Raw genomic sequence first — 16962 nt, forward strand, 5'->3', positions numbered from 1 at the left:
ACACAACTACAGTGCCTATGTGACCTCCGAGATTCACCCCGACACCTCCACCACTGCCGGCAAGCTCGCCGACCTCGCCGGGCGCACCGAGACCGGTCCCCAGGCTCTGGCGGCGACAGCGACCGAGAAGCAGGGGGCCCGCGGCAAGCTCTCCGCGCGGGACCGCATCGACCAGCTGCTCGACGAGGGCAGCTTCACCGAGCTGGACGCCTTCGCCACTCACCGCTCGGTGAACTTCGGCCTGGACGCCAAGCACATCCCCGGTGACGGCGTGGTGGTCGGCTACGGCACGATCGACGGCCGCCAGGTGTGCGTCTACTCCCAGGATTTCACCGTGTTCGGTGGTTCGCTCGGTGAGGTGCACGGGCAGAAGATCACGAAGGTGATGGATCTGGCGCTGCGCACCGGGGTGCCGCTGATCGGGATCAGCGACGGCGGTGGTGCGCGGATCCAGGAGGGGGTGGCCGCGCTGACCCAGTTCGCGGAGATCTTCCGCCGGAACGTGGCTGCCTCCGGGGTGATCCCGCAGATCTCGCTGATCCTCGGCCCGAGTGCCGGCGGTGCGGTCTACTCCCCCGCGCTCACCGACTTCATCGTGATGGCCGATCAGACTTCGAACATGTTCATCACCGGCCCGGACGTGATCCGGGCGGTCACCGGCGAGGACGTCGGCTTCGAGGAGCTCGGCGGCGGGCGCACGCACAACGAGCGCTCCGGGGTGGCGCACTACCTGGCCGCCGACGAGGAGGACGCCTTCGACTACGTCAAGGCCCTGCTGCACTACCTGCCCAGCAACAACCTCTCCGACCCGGAGACCTACCCGGAAGAGGCGGAGCTGGAGATCACCGACGCCGATGCCACGCTGGACGAGCTGGTGCCGGACTCGGACAACCAGCCCTATGACATGCATGCGGTGATCGAGCAGGTCCTCGATGACGACGAGTTCCTCGAGGTGCAGCCGCTGTACGCGCCGAACGTGATCGTCGGGTTCGGGCATGTGGAGGGGCACCCGGTGGGGGTGGTGGCCAACCAGCCACAGCAGATGGCCGGCACCCTGGACATCGCGGCCTCGGAGAAGGCCGCCCGGTTCGTGCGCACCTGCGACGCGTTCAACATCCCGGTGCTCACCTTCGTGGACGTGCCGGGGTTCCTGCCCGGTACCGACCAGGAGTGGAACGGGATCATCCGCCGCGGTGCGAAGCTGATCTTCGCCTACGCCGAGGCCACGGTGCCGCTGATCACCGTGATCACCCGTAAGGCCTACGGCGGGGCGTACATCGTGATGGCCTCCAAGCAGCTCGGCGCGGACCTGAACCTGGCCTGGCCCACCGCGCAGATCGCGGTGATGGGCTCGGGTGGGGCGGTGAACATCCTGCAGCGGCGCACGCTGAAGAAGGTCGCCGAGGATGGTGGTGACGTCGAGGCGGAGCGGGCCCGGCTGGTGGCGGAGTACGAGGAGGCGATCGTGAACCCGTGGGACGCCGCCCAGCGCGGCTACGTGGACGCGGTGATCCGCCCGGCCGAAACCCGGGTGCAGATCGTCAAGGGACTGCGGGCGCTGCGCACCAAACGGGCGTCGCTACCGGCGAAGAAGCACGGGAACATTCCGCTATGAGCGCGCCGAGCCACTTCTCCGGCCAGGGTGAGGTGCCCGCCGGCCTGGTGCGCGTGCTCCGGGGTGCCCCAGACGAGGCGGAGCTTGCCGCTCTTGTCGCCGGGATCGTCGCTGCACGAGCCGACGACGGCGCCGCGGAGTCCGAGGAGGACCTCACCTCGGTCTGGGGTGACCATGGCAGGCGGCTGGGCCTGGCGGCCCGGCCCGGTGGTGCGGCCTGGCGGTGGAGCGCGCGGGCGTACTGAGCAGACGACCCGCAATGTGGTTCAGGCGGTGACCTCTGTGATTGCCTCGTCGACGGCTTCGATGGCGGCCTTGAGCTTCTCCAGAATGGCAATCGCCTTCTTGATAGCGTCGGTGAGCGTGCCGGTCCACTTGAGTGCACTCGTTGCCGTATCGGCGATCGCGATCGATGCCTGGCCGATCACGACCGGCAATGCCGCGCCCAAGGTCGCCCCAGTTTCGATCACATAGGAGATCAATCGGCCGACCAAATCGGCGATCAGGTCGCGGACGATCGTCCGGACAAACTCCACCACTGTGCTGGCGACGGCGAAGCCGCACCCGATCCCCATGGCGGCAGAAGAGAGCCCAGTGGTCAGACCGATAAGGAACTCCATCCGCGCGCGATACGCGTCTGCAGCTGCGCCGCGCCACTTGGCCAGCATCTGACTCATCGCAGCCTCGAGGGCAGCAGCCCTTTCGGTGAGCGCCCGCGAGACATTCACCCAGGTCTCACCGATGCTCATCACCAGCGCTGGGTTACCGGCCAGCACATCCAGCATCTGCGGCAACGGCGGCATGTAATCGAGCAGGAAGGCAGCACAGGAGGACATCAAAGTGCCCAGTGGATCTGAGACAGCCGCTGCGATGGCTGTGCCCGCACTGGCGGCCGCTTGCAGCCCACCGGCCCAGTCCCCTTCTCCGAACGCTTTCGCTGCGTCGTAGCAGTCCCCGACGACCGGGGCATAGTCGAGCATCTTCGTCGGGTCTTCGACGGACGCGGCGAACTGGTGGAACGCCTCTGTGCCGTCGACAGCAATGAGGTCATTCATCTCGGCTCCCCCTGACGATCGCCTGCACGTTCCCCTTGCTCCCCATCGGTACTCCCCTGTCTCTGGGTCTGTCGTCAGCGTCTCGGACGACCCACCGCCATCGGAAGGAGCCGTCCCTCGTTCACCACGTTAGGGGAGTGAATCAGTCCCGGCGATGGGCAGATCTACCCCGTGGCGCCAGCCTCGAGCAGACCCGCCACGTGGTCGGCCAGATCCAGTCGGCGCAGGGCTGCCGCGGTGCTCGCATCACGATCTGCGCTGATCAACACCCAGCGACCGACACAGACGATCTTCAGCCAGTCCTCGTGCCGGACCTCCAACGCCGGCCGCAACGCAGTCGCGATCACGGCCTCCAGACCTGCCGGCGTGAAGAGCGCTGTGCTGGTGCCGAAGGGTTGCGGTACCCGGGACAGGCCCACGGCCGGCTGGACGCGCACCGTCCGGGCGCCGGCAGCATTCATGCGGGTGAGGACGACGGTGCGGGGCAGCTCGATTCGCGCTTCCACCCCCACTACTTCACGACGGCTGGTGTCCAACCGGGACATCACGCGGACCCACGTGTCTCGGGAGTGGACGAAGGCTCGGCGGCCTCGGTGCTGACCGGTCGCTTCGTCGGTGATCCGGATCGGGTCCGCGCGCTGGCTCGTCTCTACCTCGCTCAGTGCGTCCGGTGGGATCTCCCTCGGTCGCGGGTGGTAGGACCAGCCCACCGAGTGGGCCCACGCCGTCCGCTGCTGACCGGTGGCAGCGTGCACGCGCTGCTGCCCGCCACGGCGAGCGAGCGATGCCACCACGATCACCACCACCAGGACCACGCCGATGATGGCCAGCACGATGGGCGGATCGTCGGCGATCCGCTGGAACGAGCCGCGGGCGCGCGCGAAAGCGATGGTGACGACCACGAACAGCCCGACCCAGCCGAGCAGGACGATCAGGAACGCACGCCGACGCGCCCGCACCGCGCCAGCGGCACGGGCCGGGTCGGGCGACGAGGGGTCGTCGTTCAGGCGGCTACTCCGACTCCTCGTCGTCCAGGTCGACCGGCATGGCCTCCTGGACTGCTGCCTTCGTCGCGACACGGAGCTCTTCGGCGTCCGCGTACTCCTCGTCGGCGATCGTGTCCATGCCCTCCTTCCACTTGCGGAGGGCATCGTCATGGGCCTTCTGCACGGCCCGGCTGAGGGTCATCGGTGACTCCGTCGGTGCCCACTCGGCGAACTCGAGGTCGGCCACCAGGCCCTTGGAGTCCAGAGCCACCCGGACCTCGCGCCGCGTCGACCACGCTTCGACGGAGAATTCCTCCATCCGCGCTACGGCCCGCTCGGCCGCCGCACCGCGCTTCTGCGCCATCTCCCGGAACTGGTCGATCTGTGCCTGGGCTTCTTCCGGACTCTGGAAGATGTCAGCCATCACTATCCCCCTCCTGCACTCTGTGCTTGTGAGTTACCGCTGTTCAGCGCACCGATCACCGTCTGGATGTGACCCAGTGCGTCCTTGAGTTGCTCGGTCATCTCGGCGCCGGTCTTGATCGTCTTCACCAGGTCGTCGCTCCACTTGGCCGCCTGCGTGACCGTGTTGGTGATCGCCGTGACCGCTTGTCCGATCACCACCGGCAACGCGACGCCCAACGTGGCACCGGTCTCGATGATGTAGGCGATCAGACGCCCGACCAGGTCGGCGATGATGTCACGGGTGATCGTCCGGACAATCTCCACCACCACGCTGGCCACCATGAAACCTGCGCCGATACCCATCGCGCCCGCCGAGAGCGCGGTGGTCATCCCGATGAGGAACTCCATCCGGGCCTTGTAAGCATCGGCCGCGGCCCCCCGCCAGTTGCTCAGCATCTGCGCCATCGCCGCCTTCAACTCTGCGGCGCGTTCGGTCAGCGCACCGGCCACGTTGGTCCAGGTCTCACCGATGCTCTGCACCAGCGCGGGGTTACCGGCCAACGCATCCAGCATCTGCGGCAACGGCGGCATGTAGTCGATCAGGAACGCAGCGCAAGAGGAGAGCAGCGTACCGAGCGGGTCGACGGCGGCCGTGACGGCACCGACCACGGCGGCGCCTCCACTGAGTATGGCCCCTGCCCAGTCACCATTGCCGAGCGCCTGGGCGTACCCGACGACGTCCCCGACCACGGGCACGTACCCGAGCATCGTGGAAGGATCTTCGACGCTGGCGAAAAACTGGTGCGCGATCTCCGTTCCATCGACGGCGATCAGATCGTTCATCAGACGCTCACCGCGCCGCCCGGAAGACCCTGCCAGCTCTGACCGGCGTCGTTCTGCGCCAGCTTGGTGTAGCGGCGGGCGGCATCGTCATCCACCTGCACATAGTCGGTGTGGCACTGCTCTACTGCCTGGGCAGTCTTCTCGATGCCCTGGGCCAGTACGTTTCAGCGCAGCGATCTCGATCCCCTGCACCAGCTGGGCCGGCGGGGTGAAGAACGAACACAGGATGCCGAACGAGAGGGGTGCGAGGCCGTTGCTCACATTCGCTGCTTCCAGGATGTCGCCGAACCCGCCGCGAATCCCCTGCAGCTCGGAACAGCCTCCGGTCAGCGCGCTCAGCTCCACCTCTACTGCGTCGCTCATGCCTGTCCCTTCATCTCGGTGAAGATCGCGTCCAACTGGTCGGCGACCGTACTGTCATGGAGCGCAGCGGCCGGGGACCGTCCACTGCTCGGCGGGCGCACCTTCTCCTGCGCCGCCTGCAGGGCGTCCATGGTGACCGTCCGCAGCTCCTCGGCATCCAGGTCTGCGACGGCATGGTCGAACTGGACAGCGCGGAGCAATCCCTTGCCGTCCACGGTGACCGTGGCCTCACCACGTTCGGACCGGCCGGTGCCGGTCTTCGCTGGTTCTTCCGCGGTGTACTCATCGGACGCCGCCATCGCGTCCGCCAAGCTCCGCTGGATCTGCTCGTGCAAGGCCGCGAACTGGGCCCCCGCGTCTTGACTCATGCTGCTGACTCTACGAGCCGCGGGCCGTCCAACTCAATGGGAAGGACTCCCCATCGTGCTTCTCACAGCATCGAGGCGTAGCCCAGCTCCACCAGCGCGGCCCGAGAGGCGGCGAGCGCCTCGAACGGATCCCGGCCGTAGGTGCTGTCCTGCTCGATGAACAGATACTCGGCGCCGGCGGCAATTCCGGCTTCCACGATCGGGCCCCACTCCAGGTTCCCGGAGCCGACCTCGGCGAACTGCACCGGGTTGCCCCAGAACTGCCCGAACGCTTCGCGGTCGCCGGCGGCCGCGGCGTCGATCACCTCGGCCGGTGGCAGGGTGAGGCGGAAGTCCTTCAGGTGCACCAGGTCCACTCTGGGTGCGAACCGTTGCAGCGTGCGCACTGGGTCCGCGCCGCCGCGAGCCACCCAGTGCACGTCGATCTCCCAGGCCAGCGACGGCGCCTCGTCGTTGATCAGGTCCATCACCTGGCGTCCGCCGATGCGGGCGAACTCCACATGGTGGTGGTGATAGGAGAGCTGGATACCGTCCTCGGCGAGCCGCTGTGCCGTCTCTTCAGCAGCCCGGCAGAAGGCGAGGATGGAGTCCAGGTCGCGCATCGCCGTCAGCGGCATCATGCCGATCCGCACACGCGAGGCGCCGAGACTACGGCACTGGGCCACGACGTCGTCGTACTCCTCGACCAGGGAGGGGTTCGCCCCGGGCCGGGCGGCCTCCATCGTGCCGGACAGCGCGCCGAACTCGACGCCATGCTCGCCCCGGGCACGCACCATCGCGGCCACGTTCTCCTCGGTCATCGCCACCTGGGAGACCTCGATCACCGGCAGTCCCGCGGCGGCCAGGCGGCGCAACACCTCAGCCACGCCGAGCTCGGTCACCTTCTCGCGCACGGTCATCAGCTGGACACCGATGCGGGCCATGGTCATCTCCTTCGAGTCAGGGGCGCAGATTCCGTCCAGTCTGGCCATGCCCGACGGCGCAGCGTCAGTAGTTGCTCTCAGTTGCCGCCCGTTGCGGGTACCTGGGGCGTGCGCTGGGCTGCTGACCGGGGGCGGATCATCTCATCCGGGTTCCACCCAACCGTGCGGAGATCGCCTCGCCGGCGGCGAGAAGCCGCGGCAGGGTGCCCTCGGCGCGTGCACCGGCCAGCCGCTCGGACGGACCGGAGACCGAGAGAGCGGCCAGAACCCGCCCAGAACCATCGTTGATCGGAACTGCCAACGAACTGATGCCGCCGATCGCCTCGTCCGCGGCCTCGGCGTAGCCGTCCCGACGGATTTGTGCGAGTCGGTCCCGCGTCTCCTCAACGGAGAGCGGGTTCTGCACTGCGGCGTCGTACTCCCGCGAGCCCAGCGCCCGCTCGACCTCAGCCTCCGTCATCCCGCTGAGCAGCACTCGGCCGTTGGCCCCAGACCAGAGCGGGTACATCCTGCCGAGCTCGGAGGCGAAGCGGAGCCCATGGGTGCTCTGCACCTCATCGATGAACACCCGCGCCGTCCCAGCGGCAATCGAGATCCCGACAGTCTCACCCGTCTCATCACGCAAGGCGACCATCTGTGGACGAGCCTCGTTCAACAGCGTGGTCGCCCCGTTGTAGCCGAGACCGATCAACAGTGCCTGCGGGCCAACGCGGTAACGCTGGGTCTGCAGGTCCTGGATGACCATCCCCGTCGCCTCCAGGGTGGTCAGGATTCGCTGGGTCGTACTGCGGGGGACCCCGGTGGTCGCTGCGAGCTCCCGGGCGCTACCCCCGTCGGCCAAGGTGCGCAGAGCACTCAGCACATGCACAGCCTTGGTGATCGCGTTGTCCCGGCCGGCCTCCATGCGCGGCAGTGTATCTGCCACCGCCGTCACGGAGTCGACCCTCACTCGGACGGGAGGCCGCCACCCCGTGCCGCGTACAGGTCGAGGATCTGCTCGCGAGGGACAACTCCGCATCGTTGCGCCCACGCGGTGTACGCGGCGCTCAGTTCGGCGACGATCTGCGGATGCTCCGCGACCTTGTCGTCGAGCTCGGTGCGGTCAGCAACCAGGTCATACAACTCCCACGGCTGAGCGTGCTTCTTCACCAGCTTCCACTGCCCGCGGCGCACACCACAGTTGCCCTCGTGCTCCCAGTACAGCAGCCGGTCAGCATCGGTGGCTCCCGCCTGCAGCGTCGGCAGCATGCTGACTCCTTCCAGCGGTAATGGCGTGCCCTGGGGGCCGGCGGCGGGGTACTCCACACCTGCCGCGTCCAACAAGGTCGCCATCACATCGGGGAGCTGGTGCGGCTGCTCGCGCTGCACACCACGCGGTAGTCCGGCCGGCCAGTTCACAATCAGTGGAGTGGCGTTTCCGCCTTCGTGGATCCAATGCTTGTACTCGCGAAAGGGTGTGTTCGAAAGGTTCGCCCACGACCGGCCGTAGGTGGTGTAGCTGTCCTCACCCCCCGGCTCGATGCTCGGGTCGTTGCCAGCGTGTACCTCGCGGCCGTCGCGGGTCTGAGCGTCGAAGCTGACGTACGTGGTGACAAAATCCTTGGCGGTCTCCACGGGCATCTCCTCGGCGCACCCGCCGTTGTCGGAGAGGAAGAGCACGATCGTGTCGTCGCTGATCCCTTGTGCGTCGAGCTCGCCGAGGATCCGACCTACTCCCTGGTCCATCCGGTCGATCATCGCCGCATACACAGCCATCCGGCGTGCCTCCCACCCCTGGTCGGCGACGTCTTCCCAGGCGGGTACGCGCGGGTCCCGGTCGGTGAGGGGCCAGGTCTCGTCGATGATGCCCGCGTCGACGAGGCGGCGTAACCGCGCGCGGCGTAGCTCGTCCCAGCCAGCATCGAATCGACCGAGATACTTGCGAACATCCTCCTCCAGGGCGTGCAACGGCCAGTGCGGAGCCGTATAGCCGACATAGAGGAAGAACGGGTCCTCGGCGTGCTCCGCGCCGTGCCGACGGACGAACTCGACGGCGTTGTCACTGATCGCGTCGGTGTAGTAGTAGCCCGGGTCCGCGGCCGCCTCATGCTCGATGTTGTTCTCATCGCGAGTCAGAGTTCGGGGCAGGAAGTAGCTGCCGGCACCTTCCAGCGTGCCGTAGAACTCGTCGAAGCCGCGGCGGGTCGGCCAGGAGCGAGACGGCGTGTGGATGTCCCTGGCGACGTGCCACTTGCCGGCGAGGTAGTTCCGATAGCCCGCTGGCTTGAGCGCCTCGGCGATCGTGACGCACCGGTCGTTCAGGTCACCGGGATAGCCCTCGGGTGAGTCGTCGTAGTTGAGGATGCCGATCCCGGTCTGGTGCGGGTGCAGTCCGGTCAGCAGCGAGGCACGGGAGGGGCTGCACCGGGCCGTGTTGTAGAACTGCGTGAGCGAGACGCCCGTCGCTGCGAGCTGATCGATGTTCGGTGTCTCGATCTCCCCGCCGAAGCAGCCAATATCGGAGAAGCCCATGTCGTCGGTGAGGATCAGGACGATGTTGGGCCGCGTGTGAGTCATCGGTGTTCCATCCCTTCTGGTGGTGCGGGTCAGTGGTCGGCGCGAGCGGTGATGCGCAACTCTTCAGCCCTGGCCCGTAGCTCGGTGTCGATCTCCTCGTGCGCGGTCTCTCGCAGGAAGTACAACGAGACGAGCGCGATAGCCGCGGCCGCCATCACATACACCGCCACCGGCCAGGCCGATCCGGTGACGGAGACGAGCCATACCGACAGGGCCGGCGCCACGGCACCGGAGGGCAGCACGCCGAACTGGTACACGATGGACATACCGGTGTAGCGCACTCGCGCGGGGAACAGCTCCGCGAAGGTTGCCGCTTCAGCGCCGAACATCGTGCAGGCACCGAGCGACCAACCGAGCACGACCGCCACCCAGATCAATTGCTGTACTCCGGTGTCGATCAGCATGAAGGCGGGGAACGCCGTGACGAGCGCCACGAGTGCTCCCGCACCGAAGATCGGCCGACGACCGAACCGGTCGGACATCTTGCCCGCCACCGGGATGATGACGAAGCCGATCACGCTCGCGATCAGCAGCGCATTGAGCGCGTAGCTGTTGTCCAGGCCCAGCACCGTGGTGGTGTAGGTGACGATGAAGGCGTTGTAGACATTGAACGTGATGCTCTCACTGAAGCGCGCGCCGATACCGAGAATGATCTGTTTCGGGTAGTTCCGGAGCACCTCAAACATCGGCACCTTGGCTCGGGTGTCCGTGGCCACCATGTCCCGGAAGGACTGCGGCTCCTGGACCTTCAGTCGCACCAGCAGACCTACGACGACCAGGAGGATGCTCGCCAGGAACGGGATTCGCCAGGTCCACGACTGCAACGCCTCGTCCCCGGGGAGGCTGACCAGGTTCACCGCCAGGGTCGAGAGCAACAAGCCCAGTGGCACACCCGTCTGTGGCCAGGAGGAGAACAGCCCGCGCTTGCCGCGTGGCGCGTGCTCGAAGGTCAGGACCGCTGCCCCGCCCCATTCGCCACCGAGGCCGATTCCCTGCAGCATCCGCAGTACGAGCAGCAAGATCGGCGCCAGGACGCCGATCTGCTCATAGGTCGGGAGAGTACCCATCAGGAACGTCGACCCGCCCATGATGAGCATGGTGATGACCAGGATCTTCTTCCGGCCGATGCGATCGCCGAAGTGACCGAAGATGACCCCGCCGATCGGTCGCGTGATGAACCCAGCAGCGAAGGTCGCGAAGGCGACCATCGTGCCGATCAGCGGGTCGAACTCGGGGAAGAACTGCTTATTGAAGACCAGCGCCGCCATCGTCCCGTAGAGGAAGAAGTCGTACCACTCCACCACCGAGCCGAGCATGCTCGCGATCACGGTGTTGCGGTTGTGTGTGCGGGTTCCACCCGGCGAAGGCACGGCCGAAGCGTCATTACCTGCGTGCATCATTGAACTCCTTCTGTCCCGTAGACTGGGACAGTGTCCCATCTGTGAGCTGTTCTGACAGTAGGCGAGGCTGCGGCGCTCCGTCAACCGGCCACCACCGAGCTCACGGTGTGGCCGGTTGACCGGGCCACCGAGGAGCACCGGGGCACACGCTCTCGCGTTCACCATGTCGTGGATCGCTCGTCGGTCGGCGTTCCTGACCACGCTCGCCGTATCGGACGCGAGCCGGCCGGCAGCAGGAACCAGGTGCCGACTGCCGGAGTGCCGGTTAGGGTCGGCGGGTGAGCCACGCATCGACGCCCCGCACTCCCACCCCCACCGATGTCCTCGCCGACGAGTACGTCGCCACGCTCACCCGGCTGAGCCCGATGACAGCCACCGCGATCGGGCTTCCCGGCGCCGAGGACCAGCTCGACGACTTCTCCCCCGGCGGGTATCAGGCCGGCACCGACGCCGCACGACGGGTGCTCTCCGACCTGGCCGAGATCACCCCGGTGGACGAGACCGACCGCATCACCCAGCACGCGATGCGCGAGCGGATCGGGCTGGAGATCGAGCTGGCCGAGGCCGGGGAGGACCTGGCGGACCTGAACGTGATCGCCTCACCGGTGCAGCACGTGCGCGAGGTGTTCGACCTGATGCCCACCGACACCCCGGAGCAGTGGGAGACGATCGCGGCGCGGATGGAGGCGGTCCCGCAAGCCCTGGCGGGGTACATCGAGTCGCTGCAGGTGGCCGCCGAACGGGGCCAGGTGGCGCCGATCCGGCAGGTCGAGGCGTGCATCGCCGAGGCTGAACAGCTGGCCGGGCCGGACTCGTTCTGGCGCACCTTCGCCGCCGGAGCAAGCGTGGACGGCAAACCGGTGAGCAAATCGGTCACCACGGCACTGAGCACAGGCGCACAGAGCGCGGCAAGCGGGTACGCCCGGCTCGCAGATGCACTGCGTGAGCTGGCCCCCCAGGCACCGGCCGACGACGCTGCTGGCCGGGAGCGGTACACCCGGTTCTCCCGGATGCACATCGGTGCCGAGGTGGATCTGGACGAGACGTACGAGTGGGGGCTGGCCGAGCTGGCCGCGATCACCGCCGAACAGGAGCAGGCCGCCGCACAGATCTCCGGGCCTGGGGCGAGCGTCGAGCAGGCGATGGCGGACCTGGACGCGGACCCGGCCCGCACCCTGCACGGCACCCAGGCGCTGCAGGAGTGGATGCAGACCACCGCCGATGCGGCCCTGGCGGCGATGGCCGGCACGCATTTCGACATCCCGGACCCGGTGCGCACGATCGAGTGCAAGATCGCCCCGACCACCTCGGGCGGGATCTACTACACCCCGCCGAGCGCAGACTTCTCCCGGCCCGGACGGATGTGGTGGGCGGTGCCAGCGGAGGTCACCGAGTTCAACACCTGGCGGGAGACCACCACGGTCTACCACGAAGGCGTACCCGGACATCACCTGCAGCTCGGTCAGACCATCTACCGCGCCGAGCTGCTGAACACCTGGCGCCGGCTGGCCTGCTGGGTGAGCGGGCACGGCGAGGGCTGGGCGCTGTATGCCGAGCGGCTGATGAAGGACCTCGGCTTCCTCGACGACCCCGGTGACCTGATGGGCATGCTCGACGGGCAGCGCCTGCGCGCCGCCCGGGTGGTGATCGACATCGGCGTGCACCTGGGCAAGCCCTGCCCGCCGGAGTGGGGCGGCGGCACCTGGGACGCGGCGAAGGCCTGGCCGTTCCTGACCGCGAACGCGAACATGGCCGAGGGGTTCCTCGCGTTCGAGCTGAACCGGTACCTGGGCTGGCCCGGGCAGGCGCCCTCGTACAAGGTCGGCCAACGGCTCTGGGAGCAGCTGCGGGACGAGACCAAGGCCCGCGAAGGCGCCGGCTTCGACCTGGCTGCCTTCCACCGCCGCGCGCTGGACGTCGGCTCGGTCGGCCTGGACACGCTGCGCGCCGCTCTGCTGCCCTGACCCAGCACCCCACCGCGCACCGGCCGACCTCGTCGCCATCTATCTGGACCGAGTGTTCGCCCGGCCGCCACGCCCTGGCGACCTACCGGCTGATCGGCTGCAGTGCCGAGTTGTTGACGTGAGCCGGACACCGGCTGCTCCGATCACGATCAGAGATCGCCACCCCACCGGCGAACCGGTTACGGTCGCCCCGTGCCCACTATGCGTCCCCGTCTGATCCTCGCCTCCGCCTCCCCTGCCCGCGCCGGACTGCTGCGCGGTGCCGGGGTGGACCCGATCATCCAGGTGGCGGACGTGGATGAGGAGGCGCTGACCGCCGCGCACACCGCCGCCCACGGGCCGATCTCTGTGGCCGAGTCCGTGCAACTGCTCGCGCGGGCGAAGGCGGAGAAGGTCGCCGCCGAGATCTTTGCTGCGACTGAAGGGCCCACTGACGGCGGTGCTCCGCTACCCGCCGCTTTCCCCGCCGATGGGCCCACCGCAGTACTCGGCTGCGACTCGCTACTCGAAGTCGACGGCGAAGCGCTCGGCAAGCCGCACACCCCGGAGCGCGCCCGCGAGCGCTGGCAGCGGATCCGGGGCCGCTCCGGAGTACTGCACACCGGTCACCACCTGATCACCGCCTCCTGCGAGGCGGGCGCCACCTCGCACACTACGGTGGACTTCGCCGAGATCACCGACGCCGAGATCGAGGCCTACATCGCCACCGACGAGCCGCTGGAGGTGGCCGGGGCGTTCACCATCGACGGCTACGGCGGGGCGTTCATCCGCCGCATCGAGGGCGATCACCACGGGGTTATGGGGATCAGTCTGCCGCTGCTGCGCGACCTGCTCGGCCAGGTGGGCCTGACCTGGGTCGACCTGTGGAGGCATCGACCCGCACCCGGTCTCACGCACCCGATCAGCGTGGATCCGTGAGCTCTGCCAGCGGCGGGCCGACTGCGCCACCACCACCGAGCACCAGGAATGGGCTCGACACCCGGCAGTACTGTTGACGAGGTGACTTCCGCCTACCTGCGTGATCCCGATGTCCATGCCGAGCTGGTCACCTTCGTCGCCGTCGACGATATCTGGCTCGCCCCCGTCTCCGGTGGCCGCGCCTGGCGGCTGACCCACGACCGTGCCCCGGCCCGTACGCCCCGGTTCTCCCCGGACGGGCAGCGACTCGCCTACGTCTCGCATGCGGGCGGCCACCCGGAGCTGATGCTCACCGACATCGAGTCGGGTCGGCCGGTCCGGCTGACCTGGTGGGCCGGCTCGGTGATGATCGTGCTCGGCTGGGCGGACGAACACACGGTGCTGGTCGCTTCGAACGCCGGGGAGGCGAGCATCCGGCACACGGTGGTCAAGGCCGTGCGCACCGACGGCACCTGGCAGCGGCTGCAGATCGGTGCCGCCGGTAGCCTGGCCATCCACGCTGGCGGCGCGATCGCGCTGAGCACCTTCAACTCCCGCGGGCCCGCCATCTGGAAGCGCTACCGCGGCGGGACCGCCTCCCGACTGTGGCTGGACCGCACCGGCGACGGGGACTGGCAGCGCCTGTTGCCCGAGGAGCGAGCCGCGCTGGTCAACCCGCTCTGGCTGGGCGATGCTCTGGCGTTCGTCTCCGACCGGGCCGCCGGGTTCCCGGACCGCGCCGATGAACAGGCGAACCTGTGGCTGTGGGAGACACCGGGCGTGGGCGAGCCGCGGCAGATCACCCATCAGGGCCCGGAACAGGGGTACGTGCGCGATGCCAGCACGGACGGCACCCGCCTCACCTGGCACAGCCGCGGCCGGATCTGGCTGCTCGAGGATCTCCATGCGCAGCCGCGCATGCTCCCGATCACCCTGCCCGGCAGCACGCCGGCGCCGGTCGCTCTCGACCCGACCGTCCGGCTGGAGGCGCTGGCCCCGGACCACACCGGCACCGCCAGCGTGGTCAACTGGCGCGGGAAGGCGTTCTGGCTGACCCACCGCGACGGCCCGGCCCGGGCGCTGGCGGCCGAATCCGGGGTGCGGGTGCGCGAACCGGTGCTGCTCGGCCGAACCGGACGGGTGGTACTGGCCACCGACGCCGAGGGTGCGGACACCCTGGAGGTGCACACCATCGACGGCTCGGCGCCTGCGCACCGGATGCTCAGCGGGCAGCTGGGACGCGTGCTGCACCTGGCCTCCGACCCGGCCGGGAATCGCCTGGCGGCGATCTCCCACGATGGCTCGGTGCGGCTGATCGAGCTGGCCAACGACGGCGCAGCCCCGGTGGTCCAGGATGTCACCCGGTCCAGCTATGGGGAGCCGATGGGCCCGGTGTTCTCCCCGGACGGGCGCTACCTCCTCTGGTCCGAGCCCACCGATGCCGAGAGCAGCCAGCACCGGGTGATGGTGCTGGACACCCGCCACGGCGGGGAGCCGGTGGCGCTGACCAGCGGCCAGTTCCACGACCGTTGCCCGGCGGTCACCGACGACGGCAAGTTCGTGGTGTTCCTCTCCGACCGGACCCTGGACCCGGAGTACGACACCCAGGCGTTCGATCTGTCCTTCACCGGCGCCACCCGGCCCTGGCTGATCCCGATCGCGGCCCGGGAACCGGCACCGTTCGGACCGAGCGTGACCGGCCGGGCGCCCGCGGCGACGACCCCGGAGCACGGTGCTGGTGACCAGACCCCGGCGAGCTCCGCCGTCGCCAGCCCGGAGCTGGACGCCACGGACGCCGAGCAGCGGATCATGCCGTTCCCGGTGCCCTCCGCCAGCTACCGCGACCTGAAGGCCGCCTCCGGTGGGGTGCTCTGGATCAAGGCCGCCGAGGAAGTGGGCGTGCTCGGATCGCGGCGCGCGGGAGTCAGCGGTGAACCCGCCACGGATGTGGTGCAGCGCTGGTCCTTCGCCGACCACGAGGTCACCACGATCGTGGCCAAGGCGGACTCCTACGCCGTCTCCGGTGACGGGCAGCAGCTGGTGGTGCTGCACGAGAAGGAGGTCACGCTCACGCCGGCCACCCGCAAGCCCGCCGAGGGTGGCGACTCCGCCGTGGTGACCGTGGACACCGGCCGGCTGCGGTTCGACCTGGACCCGGCGGCAGAGTGGCAGCAGATGTTCGCCGAGACCACCCGGCTGATGGCGGAGCACTTCTGGCGCGCGGACATGGACGGGGTGGACTTCGCTGCGGTCACCGAGCGGTGGCGCCCGGTGGTGGATCAGGTGCGCAGCCACGACGACCTGGTGGATCTGCTCTGGGAGACGGTCGCGGAGCTGAACACCTCGCACGCCTATGTGATGCCGGCCGATCCGCCGGGTGATGCCGCCCGCCGCCTCGGGCTGCTCGGCGCGGACCTGGCGCCCGCCAAGGACGGTTGGCGGATCGAACGGATCCTGCCCGGCGAGTCCAGCGACCCGGGCGCGCGCTCCCCCCTGCTCGCCGCCGGGGTGGGAGCCCGCCCCGGCGACCTGATCGTGGCGGTGGACGGGATCGCCGTGGACCCGGTGGCCGGCCCGGGGCGGCAGCTGGTGGGGGCCGCGGACAAGCCGGTGGAGCTGACCCTGCGGCGCGACGGCGCCGACCGCCGGGTGGTCGTGGTGCCGCTGGCCGACGAGGAAGCCCTGCGCTACCAGGACTGGGTGCGTTCGCGCCGGGAGTACGTGCGGTCCGCCAGCCAGGGTCGGTTGGGATACCTGCACGTACCGGACATGATGAGCGCCGGCTGGGCCCAGCTGCACCGGGACCTGCGCAGCGCCAGCCACGCCGAAGGCATCATTGCCGATGTGCGGTACAACCGCGGTGGGCACACCTCTCAGCTGGTGATCGGCAAGCTCGCCGCCCGGGTGATCAGCTGGAGCCGCACCCGGTACGAGGACCGGCCCGCCGCCTACCCGGACAGCGCTCCGCGCGGGCCGGTGGTGCTGGTGGCGAACGAGTACTCCGGCTCCGACGGGGACATCGTCAACGCCGCTGCCCAGGCGTTGGGCGTGGGACCGGTGGTCGGCGTGCGCACCTGGGGTGGTGTGGTCGGCATCGACGGCCGCTATGACCTCGTGGACGGTACCGAGGTGACCCAACCCCGGTACGCCACCTGGATGCAGGGCAAGGGCTGGGGCGTGGAGAACTACGGTGTGGATCCGGACATCGAGGTGGTGCACACGCCGGCGGACCTGTTCAGCGACGCGGACCCGCAGCTGGACCGCGCGATTACCGAGGCGCTGGCTCGACTGGAGCAGGCTCCGGCGGCCGCTCCGCCGCCGTTGCCTGAGCCGAAGGTCCGGCCCTGACCGTCCGGCGCGGGCGCGGGCGCCGGCCCCGCTGGGTGCCGGGCGGGCGCCGCCAGCCGCGCCGCACGGCACCTACTCGGCTTTGTGTGACCTGGACTACGGCAGACGGGTCCGGATGCGCCATGCCGGGCTCGTCCTTGTAGGAAACCTACAAACTGAGCCGGGTCGGGTTGCCAGGGCGTACAGACTTCTCCGGCACCCGGTGCGGTGGTTGGGCCCGAAGGGCATCGCGGTATTAG

At 68.8% G+C, this 16962-nt stretch carries 15 protein-coding genes; 5 read left to right on the forward strand and 10 right to left on the reverse strand.

Going from position 1 to position 16962, the window contains the following annotated elements:
- Nucleotides 1-19 precede the first annotated feature (19 nt).
- On the forward strand, nucleotides 20-1615 hold the full coding sequence (locus FU260_RS16505; protein ID WP_235912302.1) for an acyl-CoA carboxylase subunit beta: 1596 nt from the start codon (nucleotides 20-22) through the stop codon (nucleotides 1613-1615).
- Nucleotides 1612-1860 carry an acyl-CoA carboxylase subunit epsilon gene (locus tag FU260_RS16510; RefSeq protein ID WP_147918046.1) on the forward strand — a complete coding sequence of 83 codons (249 nt, stop codon included), beginning with the start codon at nucleotides 1612-1614 and terminating at the stop codon, nucleotides 1858-1860. Before FU260_RS16505 ends, FU260_RS16510 begins: the two co-directional genes overlap by 4 nt.
- Nucleotides 1861-1881: 21 nt before the next feature.
- On the opposite strand, the gene FU260_RS16515 is transcribed toward FU260_RS16510, so the two are convergent.
- From FU260_RS16515 to FU260_RS16560, 10 genes are all read right to left on the reverse strand, one after another.
- On the reverse strand, nucleotides 1882-2670 hold the full coding sequence (locus FU260_RS16515; RefSeq protein WP_147918047.1) for a WXG100 family type VII secretion target: 789 nt from the start codon (nucleotides 2668-2670) through the stop codon (nucleotides 1882-1884).
- Nucleotides 2671-2834: 164 nt separating this feature from the next.
- Entirely contained in the window at nucleotides 2835-3629 is a 795-nt protein-coding gene (locus FU260_RS16520; RefSeq protein ID WP_147918048.1) for a hypothetical protein, read from the reverse strand.
- Between the two features lie 52 nt (nucleotides 3630-3681).
- Entirely contained in the window at nucleotides 3682-4080 is a 399-nt protein-coding gene (locus FU260_RS16525; protein WP_147918049.1) for a YbaB/EbfC family nucleoid-associated protein, read from the reverse strand.
- A 2-nt stretch (nucleotides 4081-4082) separates the two neighbouring features.
- Entirely contained in the window at nucleotides 4083-4904 is an 822-nt protein-coding gene (locus FU260_RS16530) for a WXG100 family type VII secretion target (RefSeq protein ID WP_147918050.1), read from the reverse strand.
- Between the two features lie 87 nt (nucleotides 4905-4991).
- Nucleotides 4992-5267 carry a hypothetical protein gene (locus tag FU260_RS16535; protein ID WP_147918051.1) on the reverse strand — a complete coding sequence of 92 codons (276 nt, stop codon included), beginning with the start codon at nucleotides 5265-5267 and terminating at the stop codon, nucleotides 4992-4994.
- A complete protein-coding gene (locus tag FU260_RS16540) occupies nucleotides 5264-5635 on the reverse strand; it encodes a YbaB/EbfC family nucleoid-associated protein (protein WP_147918052.1) in 372 nt (123 codons plus the stop codon). The genes FU260_RS16535 and FU260_RS16540 overlap by 4 nt, the downstream gene beginning before the upstream one ends.
- Before the next feature lie 62 nt (nucleotides 5636-5697).
- Nucleotides 5698-6558, reverse strand: a complete 861-nt coding sequence (locus FU260_RS16545; protein ID WP_147918053.1) for a sugar phosphate isomerase/epimerase family protein — start codon at nucleotides 6556-6558, stop codon at nucleotides 5698-5700.
- 136 nt (nucleotides 6559-6694) lie between these two features.
- The gene (locus tag FU260_RS16550) at nucleotides 6695-7462 is read right to left on the reverse strand and encodes an IclR family transcriptional regulator (protein WP_168211817.1); all 768 of its coding nucleotides are present in this window, start codon (nucleotides 7460-7462) and stop codon (nucleotides 6695-6697) included.
- A 41-nt stretch (nucleotides 7463-7503) separates the two neighbouring features.
- Nucleotides 7504-9114 carry an arylsulfatase gene (locus tag FU260_RS16555; protein ID WP_147918055.1) on the reverse strand — a complete coding sequence of 537 codons (1611 nt, stop codon included), beginning with the start codon at nucleotides 9112-9114 and terminating at the stop codon, nucleotides 7504-7506.
- Nucleotides 9115-9143: 29 nt separating this feature from the next.
- Nucleotides 9144-10511: an MFS transporter gene (locus tag FU260_RS16560; RefSeq protein ID WP_147918056.1), complete on the reverse strand. Its 1368-nt coding sequence runs from the start codon at nucleotides 10509-10511 to the stop codon at nucleotides 9144-9146.
- 281 nt (nucleotides 10512-10792) lie between these two features.
- On the opposite strand from FU260_RS16560, the gene FU260_RS16565 reads away from it, so the two are divergent.
- The 3 genes from FU260_RS16565 to FU260_RS16575 all read left to right on the forward strand — a co-directional run bounded on the left by FU260_RS16565 (nucleotide 10793) and on the right by FU260_RS16575 (nucleotide 16723).
- Nucleotides 10793-12478, forward strand: coding sequence for a DUF885 domain-containing protein (locus FU260_RS16565; protein WP_235912301.1), 1686 nt, complete (start codon nucleotides 10793-10795; stop codon nucleotides 12476-12478).
- A 201-nt stretch (nucleotides 12479-12679) separates the two neighbouring features.
- The gene (locus tag FU260_RS16570; RefSeq protein WP_147919563.1) at nucleotides 12680-13396 is read left to right on the forward strand and encodes a Maf family protein; all 717 of its coding nucleotides are present in this window, start codon (nucleotides 12680-12682) and stop codon (nucleotides 13394-13396) included.
- A gap of 81 nt (nucleotides 13397-13477) precedes the next feature.
- Nucleotides 13478-16723, forward strand: coding sequence for a S41 family peptidase (locus tag FU260_RS16575; protein WP_235912300.1), 3246 nt, complete (start codon nucleotides 13478-13480; stop codon nucleotides 16721-16723).
- The last annotated feature ends 239 nt before the right edge of the window (nucleotides 16724-16962 follow it).

Source organism: Ruania zhangjianzhongii (assembly GCF_008000995.1).
GTDB lineage: Bacteria > Actinomycetota > Actinomycetes > Actinomycetales > Beutenbergiaceae > Ruania > Ruania zhangjianzhongii.

What these genes read in the sequence shown, in the direction of transcription:
- FU260_RS16510 (WP_147918046.1), top strand. Translation starts at nt 1,612, where the DNA reads ATGAGCGCGCCGAGCCACTTCTCCGGCCAGGGTGAGGTGCCCGCCGGC.
- FU260_RS16515 (WP_147918047.1), bottom strand. Translation starts at nt 2,670, where the DNA reads ATGAATGACCTCATTGCTGTCGACGGCACAGAGGCGTTCCACCAGTTC.
- FU260_RS16525 (WP_147918049.1), bottom strand. Translation starts at nt 4,080, where the DNA reads ATGGCTGACATCTTCCAGAGTCCGGAAGAAGCCCAGGCACAGATCGAC.
- FU260_RS16530 (WP_147918050.1), bottom strand. Translation starts at nt 4,904, where the DNA reads ATGAACGATCTGATCGCCGTCGATGGAACGGAGATCGCGCACCAGTTT.
- FU260_RS16535 (WP_147918051.1), bottom strand. Translation starts at nt 5,267, where the DNA reads ATGAGCGACGCAGTAGAGGTGGAGCTGAGCGCGCTGACCGGAGGCTGT.
- FU260_RS16540 (WP_147918052.1), bottom strand. Translation starts at nt 5,635, where the DNA reads ATGAGTCAAGACGCGGGGGCCCAGTTCGCGGCCTTGCACGAGCAGATC.
- FU260_RS16545 (WP_147918053.1), bottom strand. Translation starts at nt 6,558, where the DNA reads ATGGCCCGCATCGGTGTCCAGCTGATGACCGTGCGCGAGAAGGTGACC.
- FU260_RS16550 (WP_168211817.1), bottom strand. Translation starts at nt 7,462, where the DNA reads ATGGAGGCCGGCCGGGACAACGCGATCACCAAGGCTGTGCATGTGCTG.
- FU260_RS16555 (WP_147918055.1), bottom strand. Translation starts at nt 9,114, where the DNA reads ATGACTCACACGCGGCCCAACATCGTCCTGATCCTCACCGACGACATG.
- FU260_RS16560 (WP_147918056.1), bottom strand. Translation starts at nt 10,511, where the DNA reads ATGCACGCAGGTAATGACGCTTCGGCCGTGCCTTCGCCGGGTGGAACC.
- FU260_RS16570 (WP_147919563.1), top strand. Translation starts at nt 12,680, where the DNA reads ATGCGTCCCCGTCTGATCCTCGCCTCCGCCTCCCCTGCCCGCGCCGGA.